The organism is Methylophilus sp. E2MeOHC9 (assembly GCF_058744375.1).
Genome location: NZ_CP196024.1, coordinates 2494566 through 2515327, shown reverse-complemented (window position 1 = coordinate 2515327; position 20762 = coordinate 2494566). Strand labels below are relative to the sequence as shown.

Genomic DNA, 20762 nt, shown 5'->3' with positions numbered 1-20762 from the left:
TGGTGGTTTTAAACGGGCCCCTATCTGACGCGCCGAGTAGCGCAGTCAGCGAGGGAGTATTCGGCCAGCGGCTGTTCGAGTTCCGCGGTGGCATGCTGGGTGTGCAAGCCGCTAGGGCGAGTTTCGTTGGACGCCCACATAGAGTCCGGTTACGGATGAAAGTCCTAGGACGAGCAACGCAGGAAACAAGCGGAAGCTAGGGTGCATTTCTTTTGGTTACGTTTTCTTTGGGCAAGCAAAGAAAAGTAACTCGCCTAGAGGCGAAAGACAATCTCACTTATATCGTAATCTGCGTCATGTACGCATCTCATCCAATTATATCTATCTATTCTATATCCGCTCGCTGATTGCTGATTGCTGATTGCTGAATGCTGAATGTTTGCTTAAATGTCCTTCCTGCAACAGCGACCAGTGCTCGCTGTTGTTCCCGCATCAGACTTCCCGCTATTTTTATTTAAGTAAATCATGCAATGGTTTTATTAAGTCATTGATATTAATAACTTAAATGATATTTACCTTAAAAAAACCGCGCTTTTACACAGTTGGTACGGAATCTGCAGTATTACGCCAGCAGCAATGCAGGCTAGCTAGGTATGCCAAGCCGTCATTCGCTAGTTAGATTGATTCATCAACCTGAAAAATAAAACAATATGTGGCATTACTTATTAAAGCGCCTCCTGATTATGATCCCCACCCTGGTCGGGGTGATGACCCTCACTTTCCTGGTGACCCAGTTTGTGCCCGGTGGCCCGGTAGACAGTGCGATTGCGCAGCTGGATTCGCAGGATGGCCGCTCAGGCACGGATGGTTCTTCAGGTTCGGGCGGCTGGAGCTACAGTGGCCGGCAGGGCATAGATACTCAACAGGTTGAGCAGTTGACTGAATTGTACGGTTTTGACAAGCCCGTGCTGGAGCGCTACTGGCAGATGATCACGCAGTATGCCCAGTTTGACCTGGGTGAAAGCTACTTCCGTAACCAGAGCGTACTAGAGCTGATTAAAGACAAGCTGGGCGTCTCAATCGCGCTGGGTTTCTGGACGTTTATCCTGACTTACCTGATTGCCGTGCCCTTAGGTGTGGCCAAGGCTGTGCGGGCAGGGACGACTTTTGATTTTGTCACCAGTTTGGTGGTGTTGATCGGTTATGCGATTCCCGGTTTTGTATTGGGGGTGTTGCTGATCGTGTTGTTTGGCGGCGGTTCGTTCTGGGATGTGTTCCCGTTGCGTGGTCTGACTTCAGATAACTGGGCGGAGTTGAGTACCTTTGGCAAGGTCACAGATTATCTGTGGCATATCACATTGCCGGTGACCGCCTCGGTGGTCAGCACCTTCGCCTTTAAAACACTGCTGACCAAGAATACTTTTCTCGAAGAAATCCGTCGCCAATATGTACTGACCGCCCGCGCCAAAGGCTTGTCTGAGCGACAAGTGTTGTGGAAGCATGTGTTCAGGAATGCCTTGCTGCCGCTGATCACCGGCTTCCCGGCGACTTTTATCACGGCGTTTTTCACCGGTAGCCTGCTGATTGAAACCTTATTCTCGCTCGATGGGCTGGGCCTGCTTTCCTACGAATCAATCAACAGTCGTGACTATCCGGTGGTGCTGGGCACGCTGTACCTGTTTACCTTAATCGGGTTGCTGATCAAGTTGCTGGGCGATTTTGCCTACGTGCTGGTCGATCCCCGAATCAAGTTTGATGCTCAGGAGTCATAAGTGAGTCAAGTTATCCCCCATCTTTCTCCTGCGCGCCGCAACTGGCAACGTTTCAAGCGTAACCGCCTGGGTTACTGGAGCCTGATCGTGTTTGTGGTGTTATATGTCATCAGCCTGGCGGGGGAAGTGATTTCCAATGACAAGCCGCTGGTCGTGCGCTTTGAAAAGCAATGGTATTTCCCTTTGCTGAGTGATTATCCTGAATCGGTATTTGGCGGTAACCTGCCGATCAAGGCCGATTATCATGACCCGTTCATCAAGGCACAATTAGCCAAACCCGGCAATTTTGCGCTGTATCCGCCTAATCCTTATTATTACGATACGCTGAATTACTTCTCCAAGGCCGAGCATTACCCTGGGCGGCCCGATGACGAAAATGTGCTTGGCACCGATATCGCGGGGTATGACATTCTGGCGCGCCTGATTTATGGTTTTCGGGTGTCGGTGACCTTTGCGCTGGGGCTGACCGTGGTGGGTGTGGTACTGGGTATCTTTTTCGGCTCTATTCAAGGCTATTTTGCTGGCAAGGTCGATCTGTTTACCCAACGGCTGATCGATATCTGGGGCTCTATGCCCGAGCTTTACCTGCTGATCATTTTTGCCTCTATTTTTGATCATAGCCTGCTGCTGTTATTCGGCCTGCTGGCGCTGTTCGGCTGGATCACCTTATCGGATTACGTGCGCGCTGAATTTTTGCGTAACCGCCAGCTGGAATATGTGAAATCAGCCCGCGCGCTTGGTCTTTCCAATTTCCAGATTATCTGGCGGCATATTCTGCCTAACAGCCTGACGCCAGTGATCACGTTTTTACCTTTCCGCATGAGTGCCGCCATCATGGCGCTGGCCAGCCTGGATTTTCTTGGCCTGGGCGTGACCGCGCCTGCGCCTAGCCTGGGGCAGTTGCTGTTGCAAGGTAAGGAAAACCTGGATGCGTGGTGGATTGCGGTCTCAGCATTCAGCGTACTGGTATTGACCTTGCTGCTACTGACGTTTACCGGGGAGGCGCTACGTAATGCGCTGGATACCAGGATCTCTGATGCCAGACAAGGCGGGGCACTGTAATGACTCAGCCATTATTATCGATTGAAAATTTCTCGGCCAGTTTTGAAAACAAAACGGTGGTTGAGCAGCTCAACCTGACCATACAGAGCGGCGAACGGCTGGCGCTGGTGGGCGAATCAGGCTCAGGTAAAACGGTCACCGCTTTATCCATTTTAAAGCTGGTAGAAGCGGCCAAGCTGAGTGGAAAGATCATCTTCCAAGGTGAAGACTTGCTGCAAAAGTCCGAACAAGAGATACAGCGCGTGCGCGGTGCCGATATCGCCATGATTTTCCAGGAACCGATGACAGCGCTGAACCCGCTGTTCACCATCGGTGAACAAATCATCGAAACGCTGGTGGCGCACCAAGCGTTGTCGCGCGCTGAAGCAAGGCTGAAAACGCTGGAATTGCTGACGCGCACCGGTATCCGCCAGCCAGAGAAAAATATCAATAGTTATCCGCACCAGTTATCTGGCGGCCAACGCCAGCGCGCCATGATCGCCATGGCTTTGTCATGCAAACCCAAACTGCTGATCGCCGATGAGCCGACCACGGCGCTGGACCTGACCATACGTGCGCGTATCGTCAAATTGCTGATTGATATCCAGGAAGAAGAAGTCCGTAAAGACGGCGCCCAGGGCATGGCGATTTTACTGATCACGCATGACCTCAACCTGGTGCGCAAATTTGCCCACCGCGTGGCCGTGATGGAGCGTGGAAAACTGGTGGAAACCGCCGATACGCAGACCTTGTTCAAGCAGCCCAAACATCCTTACACGATTAAATTAATCAACAGTATCCCGGTCCGGAATGTGCTGCCGGTGGCCAGCGACGCTAAAACCTTGCTCGAGGCGAAACAACTGCGGGTAGAGTATCCGCTGCCAAGAAAAGGTTGGCGCGGCTTATTCGAGTCACACGCGTTTACTGCGTTGCATGGTGCGGACGTCGTGTTGCGTGAAGGCGAAACCGTTGGCATCGTCGGTGAGTCCGGTTCTGGAAAATCGACACTGGCACAGGCGGTACTCAATTTAATCAAGGTCAAGTCAGGTGCGATCGAAGTGGAGGGCGCGCCGGTGTACAGCCTGAGCAAACGGCTGCAACGCGAGTTGAGAGCCAGGCTGCAAGTGGTGTTTCAAGACCCGTTCGGTTCGCTTTCGCCAAGGCAAACCGTGCGCCAGATTGTCGGTGAAGGGCTGGAGCTGCATTTCCCGCAATTAACCGCAGAACAGCGCTATGAGCGCATTGTGCAAATCCTGTCTGAGGTCGGTTTGAGCGCCAATGTGCTGGACTCTTACCCGCACGAGTTTTCTGGCGGCCAGCGGCAGAGGATCGCCATCGCGCGTGCTTTTGTATTGTCACCCAAAGTGGTGATCCTGGATGAGCCGACTTCTGCGCTGGATGTGTCTATCCAGAAACAGGTGCTGGAACTGCTGGTGTCCTTGCAGAAAAAGTTCGGCCTCAGCTATTTGCTGATCAGCCATGATTTAACCGTGATCCAGGCACTGGCGCATCGCGTATATGTGCTGAAAGATGGCGAAATCATTGAGTCCGGTGATACCGAACAAGTGATACAGCAACCAAATCACCCTTATACCCAAGCCCTGGTACAAGCTTCTCTCTAGTGAACTCTCATGACTAATCGTTACAACAATAAACCTGCTAACCCTACTGCGTACCCGTGGTTGCTCCTAATCGTTTTATCCTTTGTGTCTGGCATCTTATGGCCCGGCCAAAGTGCACTGGCAGCGCATGCGGTGGCCCAGTTCGGCGAGCCAAAATACCCGGCGGATTTCACTCATTTTGAATATGTGAACCCGGCAGCACCCAAGGGCGGCCAGATCAGGTTTGCCATCATCAGCCAGAACAGCGGCTTTGATAAATTCAATCCTTTCAGCCTGAAAGGTAAACCGGCACCTGGCCTGATTGAACAGATGTTTGAAACGCTGACGGTCTATAGCCTGGACGAGATCAATACCCAGTATGGTTTGCTGGCGGATGATATCAAGCTGGCGCCTGACTTCAGCGCCGTGACATTCCATATCAACCCGCTGGCCAAGTTCTCCAATGGCGACCCGGTCACCGCCAAAGAGGTGAAGTACTCTTTTGATACGCTGACCAATAAAGAAGGCAATCCGCGCTTTAAAGCTTATTTCTCAGAGATCAAATCGCTGACGGTGATTGATGCACAGACCGTGCATTTTGAATTCAAGCGCAAAGGCCGTGACTTGTCGTTTGTTGCCGGCAGTTTGCCTATCTTTTCGCCCAAATGGGGATTAAAAGCGGATGGCACACATGTGCCTTTTAACAAGATCGGCCTCGAAGTGCCGGTCACCTCCGGCCCTTACCTGATAGACCGTGCGGTCAGTGGCCAGGCGGTGACTTACCGCAGAAACCCGCAATATTGGGGCGCACAAGTGCCCTCACGCGTGGGCAGTTATAACTTTGAGCGGGTGGTCTACCGGATTTATAAAGATACCGACACCATGGTGGCCGCATTGCGCGCAGGGGATTTCGATTTCCTCAGTGAAAACAAAATGCGCTACTGGTGCTGCCAGTACATCGGCAAGCGCTTTGACGAAGGCGAGCTGATCAAGGAGAAAGTGGCTCACCAGAACCCGGTCGCCATGAACGGCTGGATCGTGAACTTGCGCCGTGAAAAATTTAAGGACCCGCGCGTGCGCCTGGCCCTGAATTACGCCATGGATTTTGAGTTTATGAACCAGAAGATCTTTGATAACGAGTTCAACCGCGTCAACAGCTATTTCGCCTATAGCCCGCTGGCAGCAAAAGGCTTGCCCAGCACGGAAGAACTGGCAATCCTGGAACCTTATCGCCAGCAATTGCCTGCTGAAGTTTTCGGCCCCATGTTTGAGCAGCCGAATACCAAGCCGCCGGGCAGTATCCGCAACAGCCTGACCAAGGCACTGGATCTGTTCGCGCAAGCGGGCTGGCATAACCGCGATGGCGTATTGCGTAATGCCAAGGGCGAGCCGTTTGTGATCGAAGTGACCACAGCACGCGGCCAGAACCCGTATATGGACCCCATCTACCTGAATATGAGCAAGCTTGGCATTGTGGTGGTTAAGCGCGTCTCGGATGCGGCCACGGCACGCAGCCAGTTGAAAGACTTTGATTACGACTATACGACCATTGCCCTGCGTGAAGGCCGCATGCCTGGCGCTGAATTATGGCGCAGTTTTAACAGCAAGGCGGCAGATGTGCCTGGCTCGGAGAATTTCATCGGTGTGAAATCGCCTGTGATCGATGCATTGATCCAAAAACTGCTCAATGCAGATAGCCAGGCCGAACTGGAGGTTGCCGCCCATGCGTTGGATCGTGTGCTGGCCCACAGTCATTATGTGATCCCCTGGCGCTACCTGACGCAGCATTACCTGATCTACCACCAGCGCTTACAGCGCCCGCAAGTGCTGCCTAAATATTACGGCGCACAGGAATGGGCACTGACGTACTGGTGGGATAGCCAACCAGATCATAAAAACTCTAAATCTAATTAAGTGTGATGCAGATGCGATTGCAGAAAAAAATATTCATCGTGCTGGCAGGGGTCGTATTATTTGCCGGCATAGGCAAAGGCTGGAGCGAGTTGCGCAATAACAATCCGGAGCAAGGGGCTCCTGCACAAGCAGAAGCTGGCCCGGATAAAGGTCCGGGAGGAAAAGGCGCCGGAGATAAAAGTTCTGGCGATAAAGGCCCAGGCAAAAAAGGCGGCAAGCCTTTATTCGTGGCTGTAGAGCAGGTCAAGCCGGGCACGATTCATGTTTATCACCAGGCGCTGGGCACAGTGACGTCATTTGCCACCGTGGCCGTGAAAAGCCGCGTCAACGGCCAGCTGACGTCTATCAATTTTAGGGAAGGGCAATTGGTCAGGGCCGGGGATGTGCTGGCCAGGATAGATGCCAGGCCATTTGAAGCGCAGCTGTCGCAAATCCAGGGGCAGCACATCAAAGACAAAGCCTTGCTGGCTAACGCCGTGGCTGACCTCGACCGTTACCAGACGCTGTTAAAACAGGATTCTATCGCCGGCCAGCAGGTGGACGCGCAGGCGTCGCTGGTGCAGCAGTATAAAGGCACAGTGCTCTCAGACAGCGGCGCGGTGGAAAATGCGCAGTTGCAGGTGGCGTATACCAAAATCGTTGCGCCTGTCAGTGGCAGGATAGGCCTCAGGCAGATCGATGCGGGCAACAATATCACGACCGCAGACACGGTGGCGGTGATCAACCAGATATCGCCGATCGCGGTGACGTTTACCTTGCCGGAAAACATGGCGCAGGAGATCAGTCGTTTAATTGATCAACGAGCAGTGAATGGCCTGCAAGTGCAAGCGCTGGACAAAGGCAATACCCGCTTGCTGGCGGAAGGCAAGTTGCTGACGTTGGACAACCAGATTGACCCCGCCACTGGCACCATCAAACTGAAAGCGCAATTCGCGAATGCCGATAGCGCCTTGTTCCCCAACCAGTTTGTGAATATCAAAATATTGCTGAATACCCTGCAACAGGTGAATGTGTTGCCGCAAGTAGCTATCCAGCATGGTAGCCAGGGACATTTCGTCTACCTGGTAGATGCACAAGACAAGCTGCATGTGCAGCCTGTCACCACCGGCCCGGCCGATGGCGATAGCGTGGCGGTGCTGAAAGGTGTGAATGCCGGCGACCGCGTGGTGGTTAGCGGCCTGGACAAGTTGCGCGATGGTGCCAAAGTGATCGTCGCCGGCGCTGGCAAGGGCAAAGGCAAGCAAGAGCACTCGAAAAGCGGTGAATCCAGAGTACGTCATTCGTAAACCGGGATAAATCATGAATCCCTCCCGAATCTTTATTGAGCGTCCGGTAGCGACCCTGCTGTTCATGCTCGCCATTCTGCTGTCCGGCCTGATGGCGTATCGGCTATTGCCACAATCCGCGCTGCCGCAAGTCGATTACCCGACTATACAGGTCGTCACCATGTACCCTGGTGCCAGCCCGGATGTGATGGCGACGGCGGTCACGGCACCACTGGAGCGCCAATTCGGTTCCATGACCGGGCTCAGTCAGATGTTTTCTTCCAGCTCGGCCGGAGCTTCTGTGATCACTTTGCAGTTCGCGCTGCATTTAAGCCTGGATGAGGCGGAACAGTATGTGCAGGCCTCGATCAATGCCGCCGATAACTACCTGCCTACAGATTTGCCCGCACCGCCGGTGTTCAATAAGGTCAACCCGGCCGATGCTGCCGTGCTGACACTCGCGGTGAGTGATGAGACTTTATCTTTACCCGATTTACAGGATCTGGTCGAAACGCGGCTGGTGCAAAAAATCTCGCAAGTCAGCGGGGTAGGGCTGGTCAGCGTCGGTGGCGGCAACCGCCCGGCGGTGCGTGTACGCGCCTATCCGCAAGCGCTCGCTGCTTATGGCATCAGCTTTGAAGCCTTACGCCTGGCGATTGCAGCCTCTAACTCCAATCAGGCCAAAGGCAATATCGATGGGACTTTCCTGTCGATTGCGCTCGATGCCAATAGTCAGCTGAAAAAAGCCAGTGAATACCGTACGCAGATCATCGCTATCCGTAATGGCACGCCGGTGCGTTTAAGCGATGTGGCTGAGGTGACTGATGATGTCGAAAACCCTTATTTGGGTGCCTGGGTCAATCAACGGCCGGTGATACTGCTCAGTATCCAGCGCCAGCCGGGCGCCAATGTGATCGATGTAGTCGACAGGGTACAGTCGTTGCTGCCGGATTTAAAAGCCACCATCGCTTCGGATATCCAGATCGATGTGATTTCGGATAGGACTACCAGCATCCGTAGTGCCATCCACGACGTGCAGTTTGAACTGATGCTGGCGATAGGCCTGGTGATCATGGTGATTTTCCTGTTCCTGCGCACGCTGTCCGGCACGCTGATTCCCAGTCTGGCGGTGCCTTTGTCACTGCTGGGTACGTTCAGCGTGATGTACTTTGCCGGATTCAGCGTCAATAACCTGACCTTGATGGCACTGACGATTGCGACCGGCTTTGTGGTCGATGACGCCATCGTGATGATAGAAAATATTTCACGGCATATCGAAGAGGGCGCCAGCCCCATGCAAGCGGCGCTGGATGGCTCGCGTGAAATCGGTTTTACCATTATCTCGCTGACTTTTTCCCTGATCGCGGTGCTGATCCCGTTGCTGTTTATGCAGGATGTCGTCGGACGGCTGTTCAGGGAGTTCGCCAGTACCTTGGCCATCGCGATCCTGATCTCAGGCATCGTGTCATTGACGCTAACGCCGATGTTGAGCGCCCGTTTGTTAAAGCCGGTGGATCCGCATCGCAGCAAGGGCTGGCAACAATGGATAGAACAACGTTTTAACGCACTCACCAACAACTATGGCCGTTCGCTAAGCTGGGTGTTGGCGCACCAGCCACTGGCGTTGGCGGTCACGCTGATCACAGTAGTACTGACTTTCCTGCTGGTATGGTGGATCCCGAAAGGGTTTTTCCCAACGCAGGATAACGGGCTGATACAGGCGGTGATTGAAGCGCCGCAAAGCTGGTCATTCCGGCAGGTATCGGAAAAGCACCATGCGATGGTAGAAAGTATTCTGCAGGACCCGGATGTGGCGAATGTGTCTTCGGTGGTAGGCGTCGATGGTGTCAATAGAACGCTGAACGAAAGCCGATTGCTGATTGCGCTCAAGCCCATAGATCAACGCAAAGCCCGTGTGCGGGAAATCATCGAGCGTATACAGCAGCATGTGCCTGACGATCAGGGTTTTAGTATCAGCATGCAGCCGGTGCAGGATCTGACCGTGGAAACCCGCACCGGGCCCACCAGCTACCAGTTGACTGCCGTCAGCCTGGATGTTGAGGTATTGCATCAAAGCATTCCTAAACTGGTCGATGCGCTGGAGAAATCACCGGCACTCAGCGATGTTGCTAGTAGCGACAAGACAGCGGGCCTGAAAGCCTATGTCGAAGTGGATAGAGACGCAGCCAGCCGACTCGGTATCAGCATGGCGGCGATTGATGACGTGTTGTACAGCGCCTATGGCCAGCGTTTTATTTCTACCATATTTACCCAGACCAACCAGTACAGGGTAGTGCTGGAAGCCAATCCTAGCCAGGATACCGGCGTGCATGCACTGGAACAGTTATATGTGACCAATGCCGCAGGTGAATCCATCCCGCTGTCAGTCATTGCGCGTCTGAGTGAAGGTTCAGGCAGTCTCGTAGTGCATCGGCAAGACCAGTTCCCGGCGGCCGTGGTCTACTTTAACCTTGCCAGTGGCGTGTCACTGGGTGAGGCGGTCAATGCAATCGAATCTGCCACCGCCAAATTGGGGTTGCCATCCACCGTGCAACTAGGATTCCAGGGTGCGGCACTGGCTTTCAGGGCGGCACTGGATAATGAATTACTGCTGGTCATTGCGGCGATCATCACCATGTATATCGTGCTGGGCGTGCTGTATGAGAGTTATGTGCATCCGCTCACCATCCTTTCTACATTGCCTTCTGCCAGCGTCGGCGCTTTGCTGGCCCTGTTTATCAGCGGCCATTCGCTGACCATTATTGCCATTATCGGCATCGTGTTGCTGATAGGCATAGTGCAGAAGAACGCCATCATGATGATTGATTTTGCGCTCGATGCCGAACGGCAGCACGGCAGCCAGGCGCCACAGGCGATTTACCAGGCGGCATTGTTGCGCTTCCGGCCTATCCTGATGACTACCTTTGCCGCACTACTGAGCGCATTGCCGCTGATGTTCAGCCAGGGTACTGGCTCAGAACTGCGTCAGCCGCTAGGCATCGTCATGGTCGGTGGTTTGTTGTTCAGCCAGGTATTGACGCTGTATACCACACCTGTGATCTACCTGAGCTTTGATCGCCTGGCGCGCCGTTTTAAACGTCATCCGCCAGCAGCGCTTGGCGCTGCCGCGCCACTGGAAAAATCATGAGTTTCCTGACGGTATTTATCCGGCGACCAGTAGCGACATCATTATTGACGCTGGCGATCGCCTTGCCCGGTGTGCTGGCCTTTAATGCCTTGCCACGTGCCGCCTTGCCGCAAGTGGATTACCCAACCATTAACGTCTCCGCCAATTTACCAGGCGCCAGCCCGGAAACCATGGCTGCAACTGTCGCCACGCCGCTGGAACGCGCGTTCGGCAGGATCGCCGGTGTAGAGGAAATGACCTCTACCAATACCCAGGGCGCAACGCGTATCAATCTGCAGTTTGAACTGGACCGCGACATTGATGGCGCCGCCAGGGATGTGCAGGCCGCGATCAATGCCGCGCGTGCCTTGCTGCCACGCAATATTCCCTCCAACCCCAGCTATAGACGTATCAATGCCTCTGCAGCGCCGATTTTGGCAATTTCACTGACCTCGCCGACACATACCAAAGAGCAGTTATATGACTATGCATTTTCTATCCTTGGCCAGAAAATCTCCCAGGTCAAAGGGGTAGGGCAGGTCAGTATCAATGGCAGCGCCTTGCGTTCGGTGCGGGTGGAGGTGAACCCGAATGCCTTGAACCAGTATGGCGTCAGCCTCGAACAGTTGCGTACCGCCATTGCCGCTTCTAACCAGAACCGGCCCAAAGGCCAGATTCAAAATGACACTCGCGCCTGGCAGATCGAAGTCAACGACCAGGCCAAGCGCGCCGTGGATTACCAACAGCTGATCGTGGCTTATCGCGGGCAGTCGCCTATCCGTTTATCCGACGTGGCCACGGTGAAAGATTCTGTACAGGAAGTCCGCAATGCAGGGTCTGCCAATGGTAAAGCCACTGTCATGCTGGTCGTGCTCAGCCAGCCCGGCGCCAATGTGATAGAAACGGTGGATGCCATTCATGGCATGTTACCTAAACTGAAAACCCTGATTCCAAGTGCGATCGACCTGGATGTGATCATTGATAGAAGTACCACTGTCAGGAAATCCATCACCGAAGTGCAGCATACGCTGTATATCTCGATTGGCCTGGTGATCCTGGTGACGTTTATCTTTCTGCGCAATGGCCGCGCGACCCTGATCCCGACCATTGCCATCCCGGTGTCGCTACTTGGTACGCTGGCGGTGATCTACTTGCTGGGTTACAGCCTGAACAACCTTTCTTTAATGGCGCTGATTATTTCTGCCAGTTTTGTGGTGGATGATGCGATCGTGGTCGTGGAAAACACCATACAGCACCTGGAAAAAGGCGAAACGCCGGTAGAAGCAGCCATCAGGGGCATGCAAGAAGTCGGCTTTACTGTGCTGGCTATGAGTCTGTCGCTGGTGGCCGTGTTTGTGCCATTGCTGTTTATGGATGGCATTCTGGGCCGCTTGTTCCGTGAATTTGCCGTTACCTTGTCAGTCGCGGTACTGATCTCACTGGCAGTATCATTGACTGCCACGCCGATGTTGTGCGCGAAATTCCTCAAGCCGCATCCACCAAAAGGCAGCAATGACTCCCCAAGCTGGTTTGCCGCCCTTGCTGATCTACCTTTCAGGGTTTATCGGCGTACGCTGGGCTGGACGCTACGTCATGGCTGGCTGATGCTGATATTGCTGCTGGGCGTGATTGTGTTGAATGTGCATCTGTACCGCATTATTCCCAAAGGGTTTTTCCCGCAGCAGGATACCGGGCGTTTGCAGGGCTCTTTCCAGGGTGATCAAAGCCTTTCTTTCGCTGAAATCCGCAAACGCATAGACCGCCTGATGAGTATCGTCAGCCAAGACCCGGATATCAAAACCTATTATGAGTATACCGGCGGCGCCGGGGGCGGGCAGACCAATACCGGCACCATGTTTGCCAGCCTGCGGCCTGCCGATGAACGCGAAGCGACCGCCGCCGATGTGGTGGCGCGTTTGCGGCCAAAATTAATGAAAGTGCCTGGCGTGTCGCTGATGGTGATGTCGCAACAGGAGCTCAGCATAGGTGCAAGGCAGGGCGGTGCCCAGTTTCAGTACACTTTATTGGCGGATGACATTGCCACGCTGGAAAAAATCACCCCAAAATTGCGCGGGGCAATGAACCGCCTGCCGGAGCTGACGGACGTCAACACGGATTTCCAGACCCAGGGTTTACAACTGCAACTGGAGGTTGACCGCCAGGCGGCTGCACAATTGGGGATTACTGCGGCGCAGCTGGATGCCACGTTGAATAATGCGTTTAGCCAGCGCCTGATTTCGACCATTTATGAGCCGCTGAACCAGTATTACGTAGTGCTAACCCTGTCGCCGGAATTCACCAAAGGGCCGCAGGCGCTGGATCAGATTTACCTGGCAGGGCTTAACAATACCCGCGTGCCATTATCCTCTATCAGTCGCTGGCACCTGAAAAGCGCCCCTTTGGCTGTCAATCACCAGGGCCAGTTTGTCGCTGCGACTATTTCTTTCAATGTGGCAGAAGGCTTTGCACTGGAACAAGCCACCGCCGCCATTGAGCAGGCCTTCCAGCATATTGGCGCACCTGACAACGTGAACGGTACTTTTTCTGGCGCAGCCAAAATGTTCAAAGCCTCGCTGGATAGCCAGCCGTGGTTAATCCTGGCGGGGCTACTCACCGTGTATATCGTGCTCGGCATCCTGTATGAGAGTTTTATCCACCCGCTGACCATACTTTCTACTTTGCCTTCTGCAGGCATAGGCGCATTGCTGGCGTTGATGGTGTGCGATACCGAGTTCTCGATCATCGCACTGATTGGCGTCATTTTGCTGACCGGCATTGTCATGAAAAACGCCATCATGATGATTGACTGCGCCTTGCAGCTGGAGCGCGAATCCGGTTTTTCACCTTATGAATCTATCCTGCAAGCCTGCCTGTTGCGCTTTCGCCCGATTTTAATGACCACACTGGCCGCCATGCTGGGTGCCTTGCCACTTGCCCTGGGTTCTGGCGATGGTGCAGAAATCCGCCAGCCATTAGGCATTTCTGTCGTCGGCGGGCTGGTGTTCAGCCAGTTGCTGACGCTGTATACCACGCCCACCGTCTACCTGGCGCTGGACCGCATGCGGCATTACTTTATCCGTCGTTTTAACCTTAAACCCTATTCGCATTTAAAGCAGGCTTGATATGCAACATCCATTACAACGTATCGGGTTGATCCCTTTTTTATTGCTTAGCGCATGCTCGCTGTGGCCTGAGTATGAAAAGCCTGCGGTTGCCATTCCGGAAATCTTTAAACAAGCCAATGCAGTCAATGGCTGGAAAAGCGGCCAGCCCGCAGATGAACAACTACGCACTGCCTGGTGGGAGAGCTACCAGGATGCACAACTCAATGGCCTGGTCACGCAAGCCATCTCCGCCAACCAGAACCTGGTATTGGCCGAAGCCAATTTCCGCCGTGCGGCAGCGGCCTCATCTGTCAACCGCTCGGCTCTATGGCCAACGGTGACTGCCAACGGTTCCGCCACACGTGCCAAACGCAGTACTAACGCCATCCGCATAGGCAGTGACCCTATCCTTGAGACGTATAACCTGAGCCTGAATGCTTCCTGGGAGCCGGATATCTGGGGCCGCATCCGTAAACAGATCGAATCTGGTGACGCTACGTTGCAGGCAACTAAAGCCGATATTGAAGTCACCAAGCTCTCGCTGATTGCCAGCCTGGTACAAGAATACTTTCAGCTAAGGGTGCTGGATACCCAACTGGTGTTACTGGATGACACCCTGAAAGCGCTGGATAGATCCAAGCAGGTCACCATCAACCGCTATCGTGCCGGCGTTGCCACTAAAACAGACGTCAACCAGGCCGATGCCTTACACAAAAACACGCTGGTCGTTGCTGCTGAAACACGGCTGCAACGTGCGCAAAGCGAGCATGCGATTGCCTTGTTGCTAGGTAAAGCCCCCGCCGAGCTTAGCATCATCGCCAACCCGTTTAATATGCAGGCGCAACTGACGCCACCTTCGGTACCGGCCAGCCTGCCTGCCGCATTGCTCGAGAGGCGCCCGGATATCGCTGCGGCAGAACGCCGCGTTGCTTCAGCCAATGCCGAGATAGGCATTGCCAAAACAGCGTACTTTCCCTCATTGAATTTGACAGCCGGCGCAGGCTATCAAAGTAATGCTTTCAGCAACCTGATTTCCACGCCCAGCCGCATCTGGTCAATCGGGCCGCTGATTGCACTCAATGTGTTTGATGGCGGCTTGCGCAAGGCGCAAACCAACGCCGCCATTGCTGGCTACGATGCCACCGTTGCCCAATACCGGCAAACGGTGCTGACTGCCTTTCAGGAAGTCGAAGATCAACTGGCGGCCATCAGCCTGCTCTCTGAGCAAGCCGGGTTTCAGCAGGATGCGATCAAGGCTTCCAGTGACGCTTTGCAGGAATCCACCAACCGCTATAAAGCCGGCACGCTGGATTACCTGAACGTCATCACCTGGCAGACCAATACCCTCAATAACCAGCGCAACCTGATCGCCATCCACGGCCGGCAACTGCAAGCCAGCGTTGCACTGATCAGGGCCATAGGCGGTGGCTGGAGCAGTACTCTTAACATCAATAGTGGCCCAAACCCACAAACACCTCATTAATCATCAGGAGAATGACATGACACAAGCGACAAGCAGAAACGCACAACACACCATAGAACCTATTTTCATAGACCGCTGGTCACCCCGCGCCTATACCGGCGAAGCGATAGATGACACCACCTTGCGCAGCCTGTTTGAAGCTGCCAGATGGGCGCCTTCTGCCAATAACTCGCAGCCATGGCGCTTTATCTATGCCAAAAATGGTTCAGAGCATTGGGATGGGTTGTTCGCATTGCTCAATGAAAATAACCAGCGCTGGGTCAACCGCGCCGCCGTGCTGATCGCACTGGTCTCCAAAAAAACACATGTACGCCAGGGCGAAACAGCGCCATCCCCGTTAAAAAACCATTCCCTGGATGCAGGCGCTGCGTGGGCCAGCCTCGCTTTTCAAGCTTACCAATCCGGCTGGCGCACACGTGCCATAGGTGGTTTCAACCGTGAGGCAGCTCCTGCAGCATTGGGCGTGCCTGAAGGCTACCAGGTAGAGATCTTGATTGCCGTAGGCAAACAGGCCGATAAATCTGTATTGCCAGAGGACTTTCATGAGCGTGAGCAACCAACGCCAAGAAAAGCGATAGAGCAGTTTGTGGCAGAAGGCACTTTTAGTTTTAACGAGTAACTCACAAAGTGCGTAAAAAGCCGGAGGGGAGCGCCATGCGTGCAAATTCAAAGGTTGCCATCATGCCTTCCCTGGCGAAATATTTCATGCGTCTGGCACAGCTTGAAGGCCGTAACGGAGCATATCAATGAGCTTTATTAAACAGCTTCAAGCATCCTGGCAAAGTAGCGATTCTCTGCTTTGTATCGGTTTAGACCCGGATATCGAGCGCTTTCCAAAGTCGTTGGCGTCAGGCGATGACAATATATTCAGGTTTAACCAGGCGATCATTGATGCCACGCACGATCTTGTGTGCGCATACAAGCCGCAAATCGCCTATTTTGCTGCGCTGGGCGCCGAGCAGCAACTGGAGAGGACGATCGCCTATATTAAATCAAGTTATCCACATATCCCGGTCATCCTGGATGCCAAGCGCGGTGATATCGGTAGCACGGCAGCACAATATGCCAAAGAGGCGTTTGTCCGTTATCAGGTAGATGCCGTTACGGTGAATCCGTATATGGGGTTTGATTCGGTGAAGCCATTTCTGGACTATCAGGACAAAGGCGTCATTGTTTTGTGCAAAACCTCTAATGAAGGGGCTACACAACTGCAGGAAGTCATGTTGCAGCAGGCAGGTTCAAATGGCGAGCCAGTATATGAATATATCGCGCAGCTGGTTGCTAAAGAATGGAATTTTAATCACAACTGCCTGCTGGTGATGGGCGCGACCTGGCCTGAACAGGTCGCCAAGGTAAGGGGGGTTGTGGGTGATATGCCATTTTTAGTCCCTGGCGCCGGGGCGCAAGGCGGCGATGTCGGCAGTATCGTACAGGCGGGCCAAACCGCAGATGGCACCGGGCTGGTCATCAGTGCTTCCAGAAGTATCTTGTATGCCAGTGCACAGGCGGACTTTGCTGAAGCGGCGAGAGTGCAGGCCGAGGCGTTAAAGCTGGCTATCAATCGTCACAGAAATTCATATGCAGCCGCTGTATGACACGATAGGGCTGAACTATAGCCAGACCCGTTGTGCGGATGCCGCCATCACTGCCACGCTGGCAGAATTGCTGGCTGTGCAAGCGCAAGGCAATTACCTGGACCTGGCGTGCGGCAGCGGCAGCTACACCCAGGCATTGGCGGCGCTGGCAGGCACATGGCACGGCGTTGATATCTCCGAAACCATGATACGGCAGGCCAGGGCACAGCGATCATGGCAAGCGCAATCACGTCATCCTCGTACCCAATGGCAATTAGGCAAGGCGAATGCGTTGCCATACGCGAATGGTGTTTTTGATGGCGTCGTATGCACGCTGGCGATACATCACTTTGCAGATTTGCAACAATCCTTCCGCGAAGTCTATCGCGTCATGCAGCAGGGCCGCTTTGTGCTGTTTACGGCTTTTCCCAAGCAGATGCGTGGCTACTGGCTTTGCCATTACTTTCCGCAAATGATGAAACGAGCCATAGAGCAGATGCCGACAGAGGCCGCGGTGACGGCTGCATTACAGTCTGCCGGGTTCGAGATAGAACGCATTGTGCCTTTTTGTGTAACCAACGCTTTGGAGGACCTGTTTCTGTATGCCGGCAAAGCACGGCCTGCGCTATATCTCGACCCTGCAGTGCGCGCCAATATGTCTTCTTTCGCGTCACTGTGTCCTGACACAGAGCTTGCTGCAGGCTTGCAGCGCTTGCAGTGCGATATTGAATCAGGCGCCTTCTCCCAGGTGGCGGACAGCTACCGCATCGGGCAGGGCGATTATGCCTATCTGGTGGCGCGTAAGTCAGTTTAACCCCCCGTGATTATCAGCAACCCTAAAGTTGCTTCACCAACACCTTTGATGGTGTCGTTGTTGCTCAGGCAACAGCTTGTGCGTCGCATTGATTATTCCGCAAATTAAATTTTTAAAAAGACCTTTAAATTCATTAGGTTATTTTTACTTTCTCAAGTGATTAGTATGGGCTGATATTGGCACGAAAAATGCAAATAATGCTTTAGCCCGTAATTGAAAAGCACAGACTTGTGCTGACATCATGAAGGAGAAAACAATGGCTAATCAATTTTATTGGCAGCTTCCTACCTCTGGCGATGCACGCTATGGCGATGCCACTAAACAACGCCGCGGAGAGGCTTCTGACCCGCATTACCCGGTATTTGGAAGTGGCGTGACTGACCCGCGCCAGAACGCATTCAACTATTATGACTATATCCACCAGGTCACCAAGGCAGCGGATATCTCCGGCTTTACCGGTGTGTTTATTCCGGACAATCCGGATGGTGAAGAGCCCTGGATAGTGGCGGGTTATATTGCAAGAAGCACACAGCGTCTGCGCCTGTTGACCCAATTTGATGCCTCCAGGGGTTCAGCGGTATACGCAGCAAAAAATGCAGTGAGCTTTCAACGCTACACCGGTGGCCGCTTTGCCTGGCACATTACCGAAGGAACCAGCGATGAGCATACGCGCAAACAGCTGGGTGACTTTGTGCCTAAAGAAGATATCCTGGCGCGCATCGATGAGTTCATCACCGTCGCCAAGGGTGTGTTGACGACTTACCCGTTCAACTTTGTTGGCCGCTTTTTTGAGGTGCAGGATGGCGGCTTTCAAGGCCCATTATCTAACCGTGAAGTGCCACGCGTTTACCTGAGTGGCACCTCGCCTGAGCAAGTCGCACTTTCGGCCAAACACGCGGATGTACACGTGCTGGAAGCCGCCGATCACCAGGTGATCGCGCAACAGATCGCGCAATACCAGAAAGCAACCCAAGGAAACCCTGAGTTCGCATTACGCATTGATGTGCTGGCGCGCGAAACACGTGAAGAAGCCCTGGAAGATGCCAAGCGCTTCCTCGTTCAAACCGATGCAGCCGCCCCTAAAGATGATGCTGCTGCTGTGCTATGGCCAGGGTTTGCCGAAAGCTTCACCGGCGCCAAGGCTTCCTTAATCGGCAGCTACGATGAAGTCGCAGCCGCGCTGGCGGCTTATGCCAACCTGGGTGTGACGCAGTTTGTATTAGCCGCCGTGCCGCACTTTGAAGAAGCCTACCGCGTGGGCAGCTATGTCTTGCCATTGGTGCGCCAGTTAACCAATCCGGCACAAAAGCAGGCTGCCTAGGATTAATGAGGAGATAAAAATGACAATAGATGTTTTCTGGAGAATTCCAACCCACGGCGAGCCCACATCACACCGGGCCCGTTCACCTTTCCGTGGCGACTGGTTCCCCGGCAATGATAACCAGACCCTGAGCGGTTTGAGCGGCGGTGGCGATGATGGCTTCACCTATATCGATTACCTGGCAGAAATCGCGCGTGCCGCAGAAATCTCCGGTTTTCAGGGCGGGTTGATTCCTTCCTTCCCTAATACCGATGAGCCATGGGTAATTTCAGCCTTCCTGGCGCGCGAGACCAAGAACTTCCGCTTCATGATTCCGTTTCAGCCCGGTTTCCTTAACCCGGTCACCGCAGCACGCATGACCGCCAGCCTACAACGTGCAACCGGCGGCCGCGCTTTATACAATGTAATCACCGGTGGCGGTGGCCCGTCACAATTGTGGTGGGGAGATCCTGTAAAACATGACGACCGCTATGGCCGCACCACTGAATTCCTGGATGTATTAAAAGGCATCTGGGCAGGTGGCCCGTTCTCTTACAACGGCCAGTTTTACCAGGTAGAAGATGCCGGCTTGCCAGATCCGCTGTCTAAAGAAGAATATCCAGAGATCTATTTCTCAGGTTCTTCTGACGCGGCGCTGGCTTCGGCTTCCAAACATGCAGATTACTACCTGACATGGCTGGAACCGTTCGAGCAGATCAAAGACAAGTTTGCCCGTGTAAAAGAGCGTACTGACCATCTTGGCCGCAAGATCAAGTGCTCTATACGCGTAGACATCGTGGCTAGACCGACGGAAGAAGAAGCATGGCGTGAAGTCAGCCGTGGCTTTGATAACCTCCCAAGGGAAGTGCTGGAGCGTTACAAAGCGCAAAATGCCGGTGATTCCGTCGGTGCAAGCCGTCAACGTGGTTTGCGGCCACAGACCATCAACAGCTACAAAGACTTTATCCTCGCCCCAAATATCTGGACTGGATTCAGCTTGCTACGTGGCGGCCAAACCCTGGGTATCGTCGGCAGCTACGAAAACGTGGCCGCAAGGTTGGATGAACTGGTGCAACTGGGCACGGATGCCTTCATTCTGGCCAGTACGCCACATCTGGAAGAAGCTTACCGCGTGGGTGAAGAAGTCTTGCCACTGGTACGCGGCAAAGCGGGTGCGGGTAATTTACGCGCGGTTGCCTAAGTTAAAGTGTTTTGTAGTTAAGTGTTCTATACCAGCCCTCATGAAACCTATGCTTCATGAGGGCTTTTTATTGACCATCTGGAAACGCAATGAGTCTGACAAGCCGTATTAAACAAACCTCGCAATTATCCGGCGATTTTTTATTAAGGTCAGGCAAACGCAGCCAGACCTATTTTGATAAATATAGGTTCGAAGCCGATCCCACGCTGCTGAAAGACATCGCGCAAGCGCTAGTGCCACTGATTCCAGCTGATACAGAAGTGCTGGCAGGGTTAGAGTTAGGCGGAATTCCGATCGTCACCGTACTCAGTCAGTTGACCGGGCTCCCCACTGCATTCATCAGAAAAGAAGCCAAGGCGTACGGCACATGCCGCTATGCAGAAGGCACAGAATTAAAAGGTAAGCGATTTGTCTTGATAGAAGATGTGGTCTCCAGTGGCGGCGCTATTTTGGATGCAATCAAACTGCTGAATGCGGATGGATTGTTGGTGGAATACGCCATATGCGTGATTGATCGCGAGACAGGCGGGTCGGCTGCACTGCAAGCGGCTGGTGTGACATTGAGAACACTGTTAACCATGTCTGAGATAGAAGCCGCAGATGTATAAGCAATCATCGGCAATGTT

The 20762-nt window shown here is 53.6% G+C and carries 14 protein-coding genes; all 14 read left to right on the top strand.

Translation table 11 applies throughout. The features are described 5' to 3' along the window. Positions 1-683 precede the first annotated feature (683 nt). The 14 genes from yejB to pyrE all read left to right on the top strand — a co-directional run bounded on the left by yejB (position 684) and on the right by pyrE (position 20744). Positions 684-1712, top strand: a complete 1029-nt coding sequence (yejB, locus tag ACSSVF_RS12115) for a microcin C ABC transporter permease YejB (protein WP_492403728.1) — start codon at positions 684-686, stop codon at positions 1710-1712. Further along, positions 1713-2774 (top strand): ABC transporter permease, encoded by a 1062-nt coding sequence (locus tag ACSSVF_RS12110; protein WP_492403726.1) that lies wholly within the window; start codon positions 1713-1715, stop codon positions 2772-2774. After that, positions 2774-4375: an ABC transporter ATP-binding protein gene (locus ACSSVF_RS12105; RefSeq protein ID WP_492403724.1), complete on the top strand. Its 1602-nt coding sequence runs from the start codon at positions 2774-2776 to the stop codon at positions 4373-4375. The genes ACSSVF_RS12110 and ACSSVF_RS12105 overlap by 1 nt, the downstream gene beginning before the upstream one ends. 9 nt (positions 4376-4384) lie before the next feature. Then, positions 4385-6268 carry an extracellular solute-binding protein gene (locus tag ACSSVF_RS12100; RefSeq protein ID WP_492403723.1) on the top strand — a complete coding sequence of 628 codons (1884 nt, stop codon included), beginning with the start codon at positions 4385-4387 and terminating at the stop codon, positions 6266-6268. 11 nt (positions 6269-6279) lie between these two features. After that, positions 6280-7554, top strand: coding sequence for an efflux RND transporter periplasmic adaptor subunit (locus tag ACSSVF_RS12095; protein WP_492403722.1), 1275 nt, complete (start codon positions 6280-6282; stop codon positions 7552-7554). 13 nt (positions 7555-7567) lie between these two features. Next, positions 7568-10681, top strand: a complete 3114-nt coding sequence (locus tag ACSSVF_RS12090) for an efflux RND transporter permease subunit (RefSeq protein ID WP_492403721.1) — start codon at positions 7568-7570, stop codon at positions 10679-10681. Further along, a complete protein-coding gene (locus ACSSVF_RS12085) occupies positions 10678-13782 on the top strand; it encodes an efflux RND transporter permease subunit (RefSeq protein WP_492403720.1) in 3105 nt (1034 codons plus the stop codon). Before ACSSVF_RS12090 ends, ACSSVF_RS12085 begins: the two co-directional genes overlap by 4 nt. A 1-nt stretch (position 13783) precedes the next feature. Further along, positions 13784-15247 (top strand): efflux transporter outer membrane subunit, encoded by a 1464-nt coding sequence (locus ACSSVF_RS12080; RefSeq protein ID WP_492403719.1) that lies wholly within the window; start codon positions 13784-13786, stop codon positions 15245-15247. Between the two features lie 16 nt (positions 15248-15263). Next, complete coding sequence (locus tag ACSSVF_RS12075) at positions 15264-15866, top strand: nitroreductase family protein (protein ID WP_492403717.1); 603 nt, start codon at positions 15264-15266, stop codon at positions 15864-15866. Between the two features lie 127 nt (positions 15867-15993). Then, positions 15994-16842 carry an orotidine-5'-phosphate decarboxylase gene (pyrF, locus tag ACSSVF_RS12070; RefSeq protein WP_492403715.1) on the top strand — a complete coding sequence of 283 codons (849 nt, stop codon included), beginning with the start codon at positions 15994-15996 and terminating at the stop codon, positions 16840-16842. After that, positions 16826-17635, top strand: coding sequence for a class I SAM-dependent methyltransferase (locus ACSSVF_RS12065; protein WP_492403713.1), 810 nt, complete (start codon positions 16826-16828; stop codon positions 17633-17635). Before pyrF ends, ACSSVF_RS12065 begins: the two co-directional genes overlap by 17 nt. Positions 17636-17891: 256 nt before the next feature. After that, a complete protein-coding gene (locus tag ACSSVF_RS12060) occupies positions 17892-18956 on the top strand; it encodes an LLM class flavin-dependent oxidoreductase (RefSeq protein ID WP_492403711.1) in 1065 nt (354 codons plus the stop codon). A gap of 19 nt (positions 18957-18975) precedes the next feature. Continuing rightward, the gene (locus ACSSVF_RS12055) at positions 18976-20136 is read left to right on the top strand and encodes an LLM class flavin-dependent oxidoreductase (protein ID WP_442586302.1); all 1161 of its coding nucleotides are present in this window, start codon (positions 18976-18978) and stop codon (positions 20134-20136) included. Between the two features lie 89 nt (positions 20137-20225). Then, positions 20226-20744 carry an orotate phosphoribosyltransferase gene (gene pyrE, locus ACSSVF_RS12050; RefSeq protein ID WP_492403709.1) on the top strand — a complete coding sequence of 173 codons (519 nt, stop codon included), beginning with the start codon at positions 20226-20228 and terminating at the stop codon, positions 20742-20744. Positions 20745-20762: the final 18 nt, after the last annotated feature.

Excerpts from the sequence above, each read along its gene's own strand:
- yejB (WP_492403728.1), top strand. The coding sequence starts at position 684 with ATGATCCCCACCCTGGTCGGGGTGATGACCCTCACTTTCCTGGTGACC.
- ACSSVF_RS12105 (WP_492403724.1), top strand. The coding sequence starts at position 2,774 with ATGACTCAGCCATTATTATCGATTGAAAATTTCTCGGCCAGTTTTGAA.
- ACSSVF_RS12100 (WP_492403723.1), top strand. The coding sequence starts at position 4,385 with ATGACTAATCGTTACAACAATAAACCTGCTAACCCTACTGCGTACCCG.
- ACSSVF_RS12095 (WP_492403722.1), top strand. The coding sequence starts at position 6,280 with ATGCGATTGCAGAAAAAAATATTCATCGTGCTGGCAGGGGTCGTATTA.
- ACSSVF_RS12090 (WP_492403721.1), top strand. The coding sequence starts at position 7,568 with ATGAATCCCTCCCGAATCTTTATTGAGCGTCCGGTAGCGACCCTGCTG.
- ACSSVF_RS12085 (WP_492403720.1), top strand. The coding sequence starts at position 10,678 with ATGAGTTTCCTGACGGTATTTATCCGGCGACCAGTAGCGACATCATTA.
- ACSSVF_RS12080 (WP_492403719.1), top strand. The coding sequence starts at position 13,784 with ATGCAACATCCATTACAACGTATCGGGTTGATCCCTTTTTTATTGCTT.
- ACSSVF_RS12075 (WP_492403717.1), top strand. The coding sequence starts at position 15,264 with ATGACACAAGCGACAAGCAGAAACGCACAACACACCATAGAACCTATT.
- pyrF (WP_492403715.1), top strand. The coding sequence starts at position 15,994 with ATGAGCTTTATTAAACAGCTTCAAGCATCCTGGCAAAGTAGCGATTCT.
- ACSSVF_RS12065 (WP_492403713.1), top strand. The coding sequence starts at position 16,826 with ATGCAGCCGCTGTATGACACGATAGGGCTGAACTATAGCCAGACCCGT.
- ACSSVF_RS12060 (WP_492403711.1), top strand. The coding sequence starts at position 17,892 with ATGGCTAATCAATTTTATTGGCAGCTTCCTACCTCTGGCGATGCACGC.
- ACSSVF_RS12055 (WP_442586302.1), top strand. The coding sequence starts at position 18,976 with ATGACAATAGATGTTTTCTGGAGAATTCCAACCCACGGCGAGCCCACA.
- pyrE (WP_492403709.1), top strand. The coding sequence starts at position 20,226 with ATGAGTCTGACAAGCCGTATTAAACAAACCTCGCAATTATCCGGCGAT.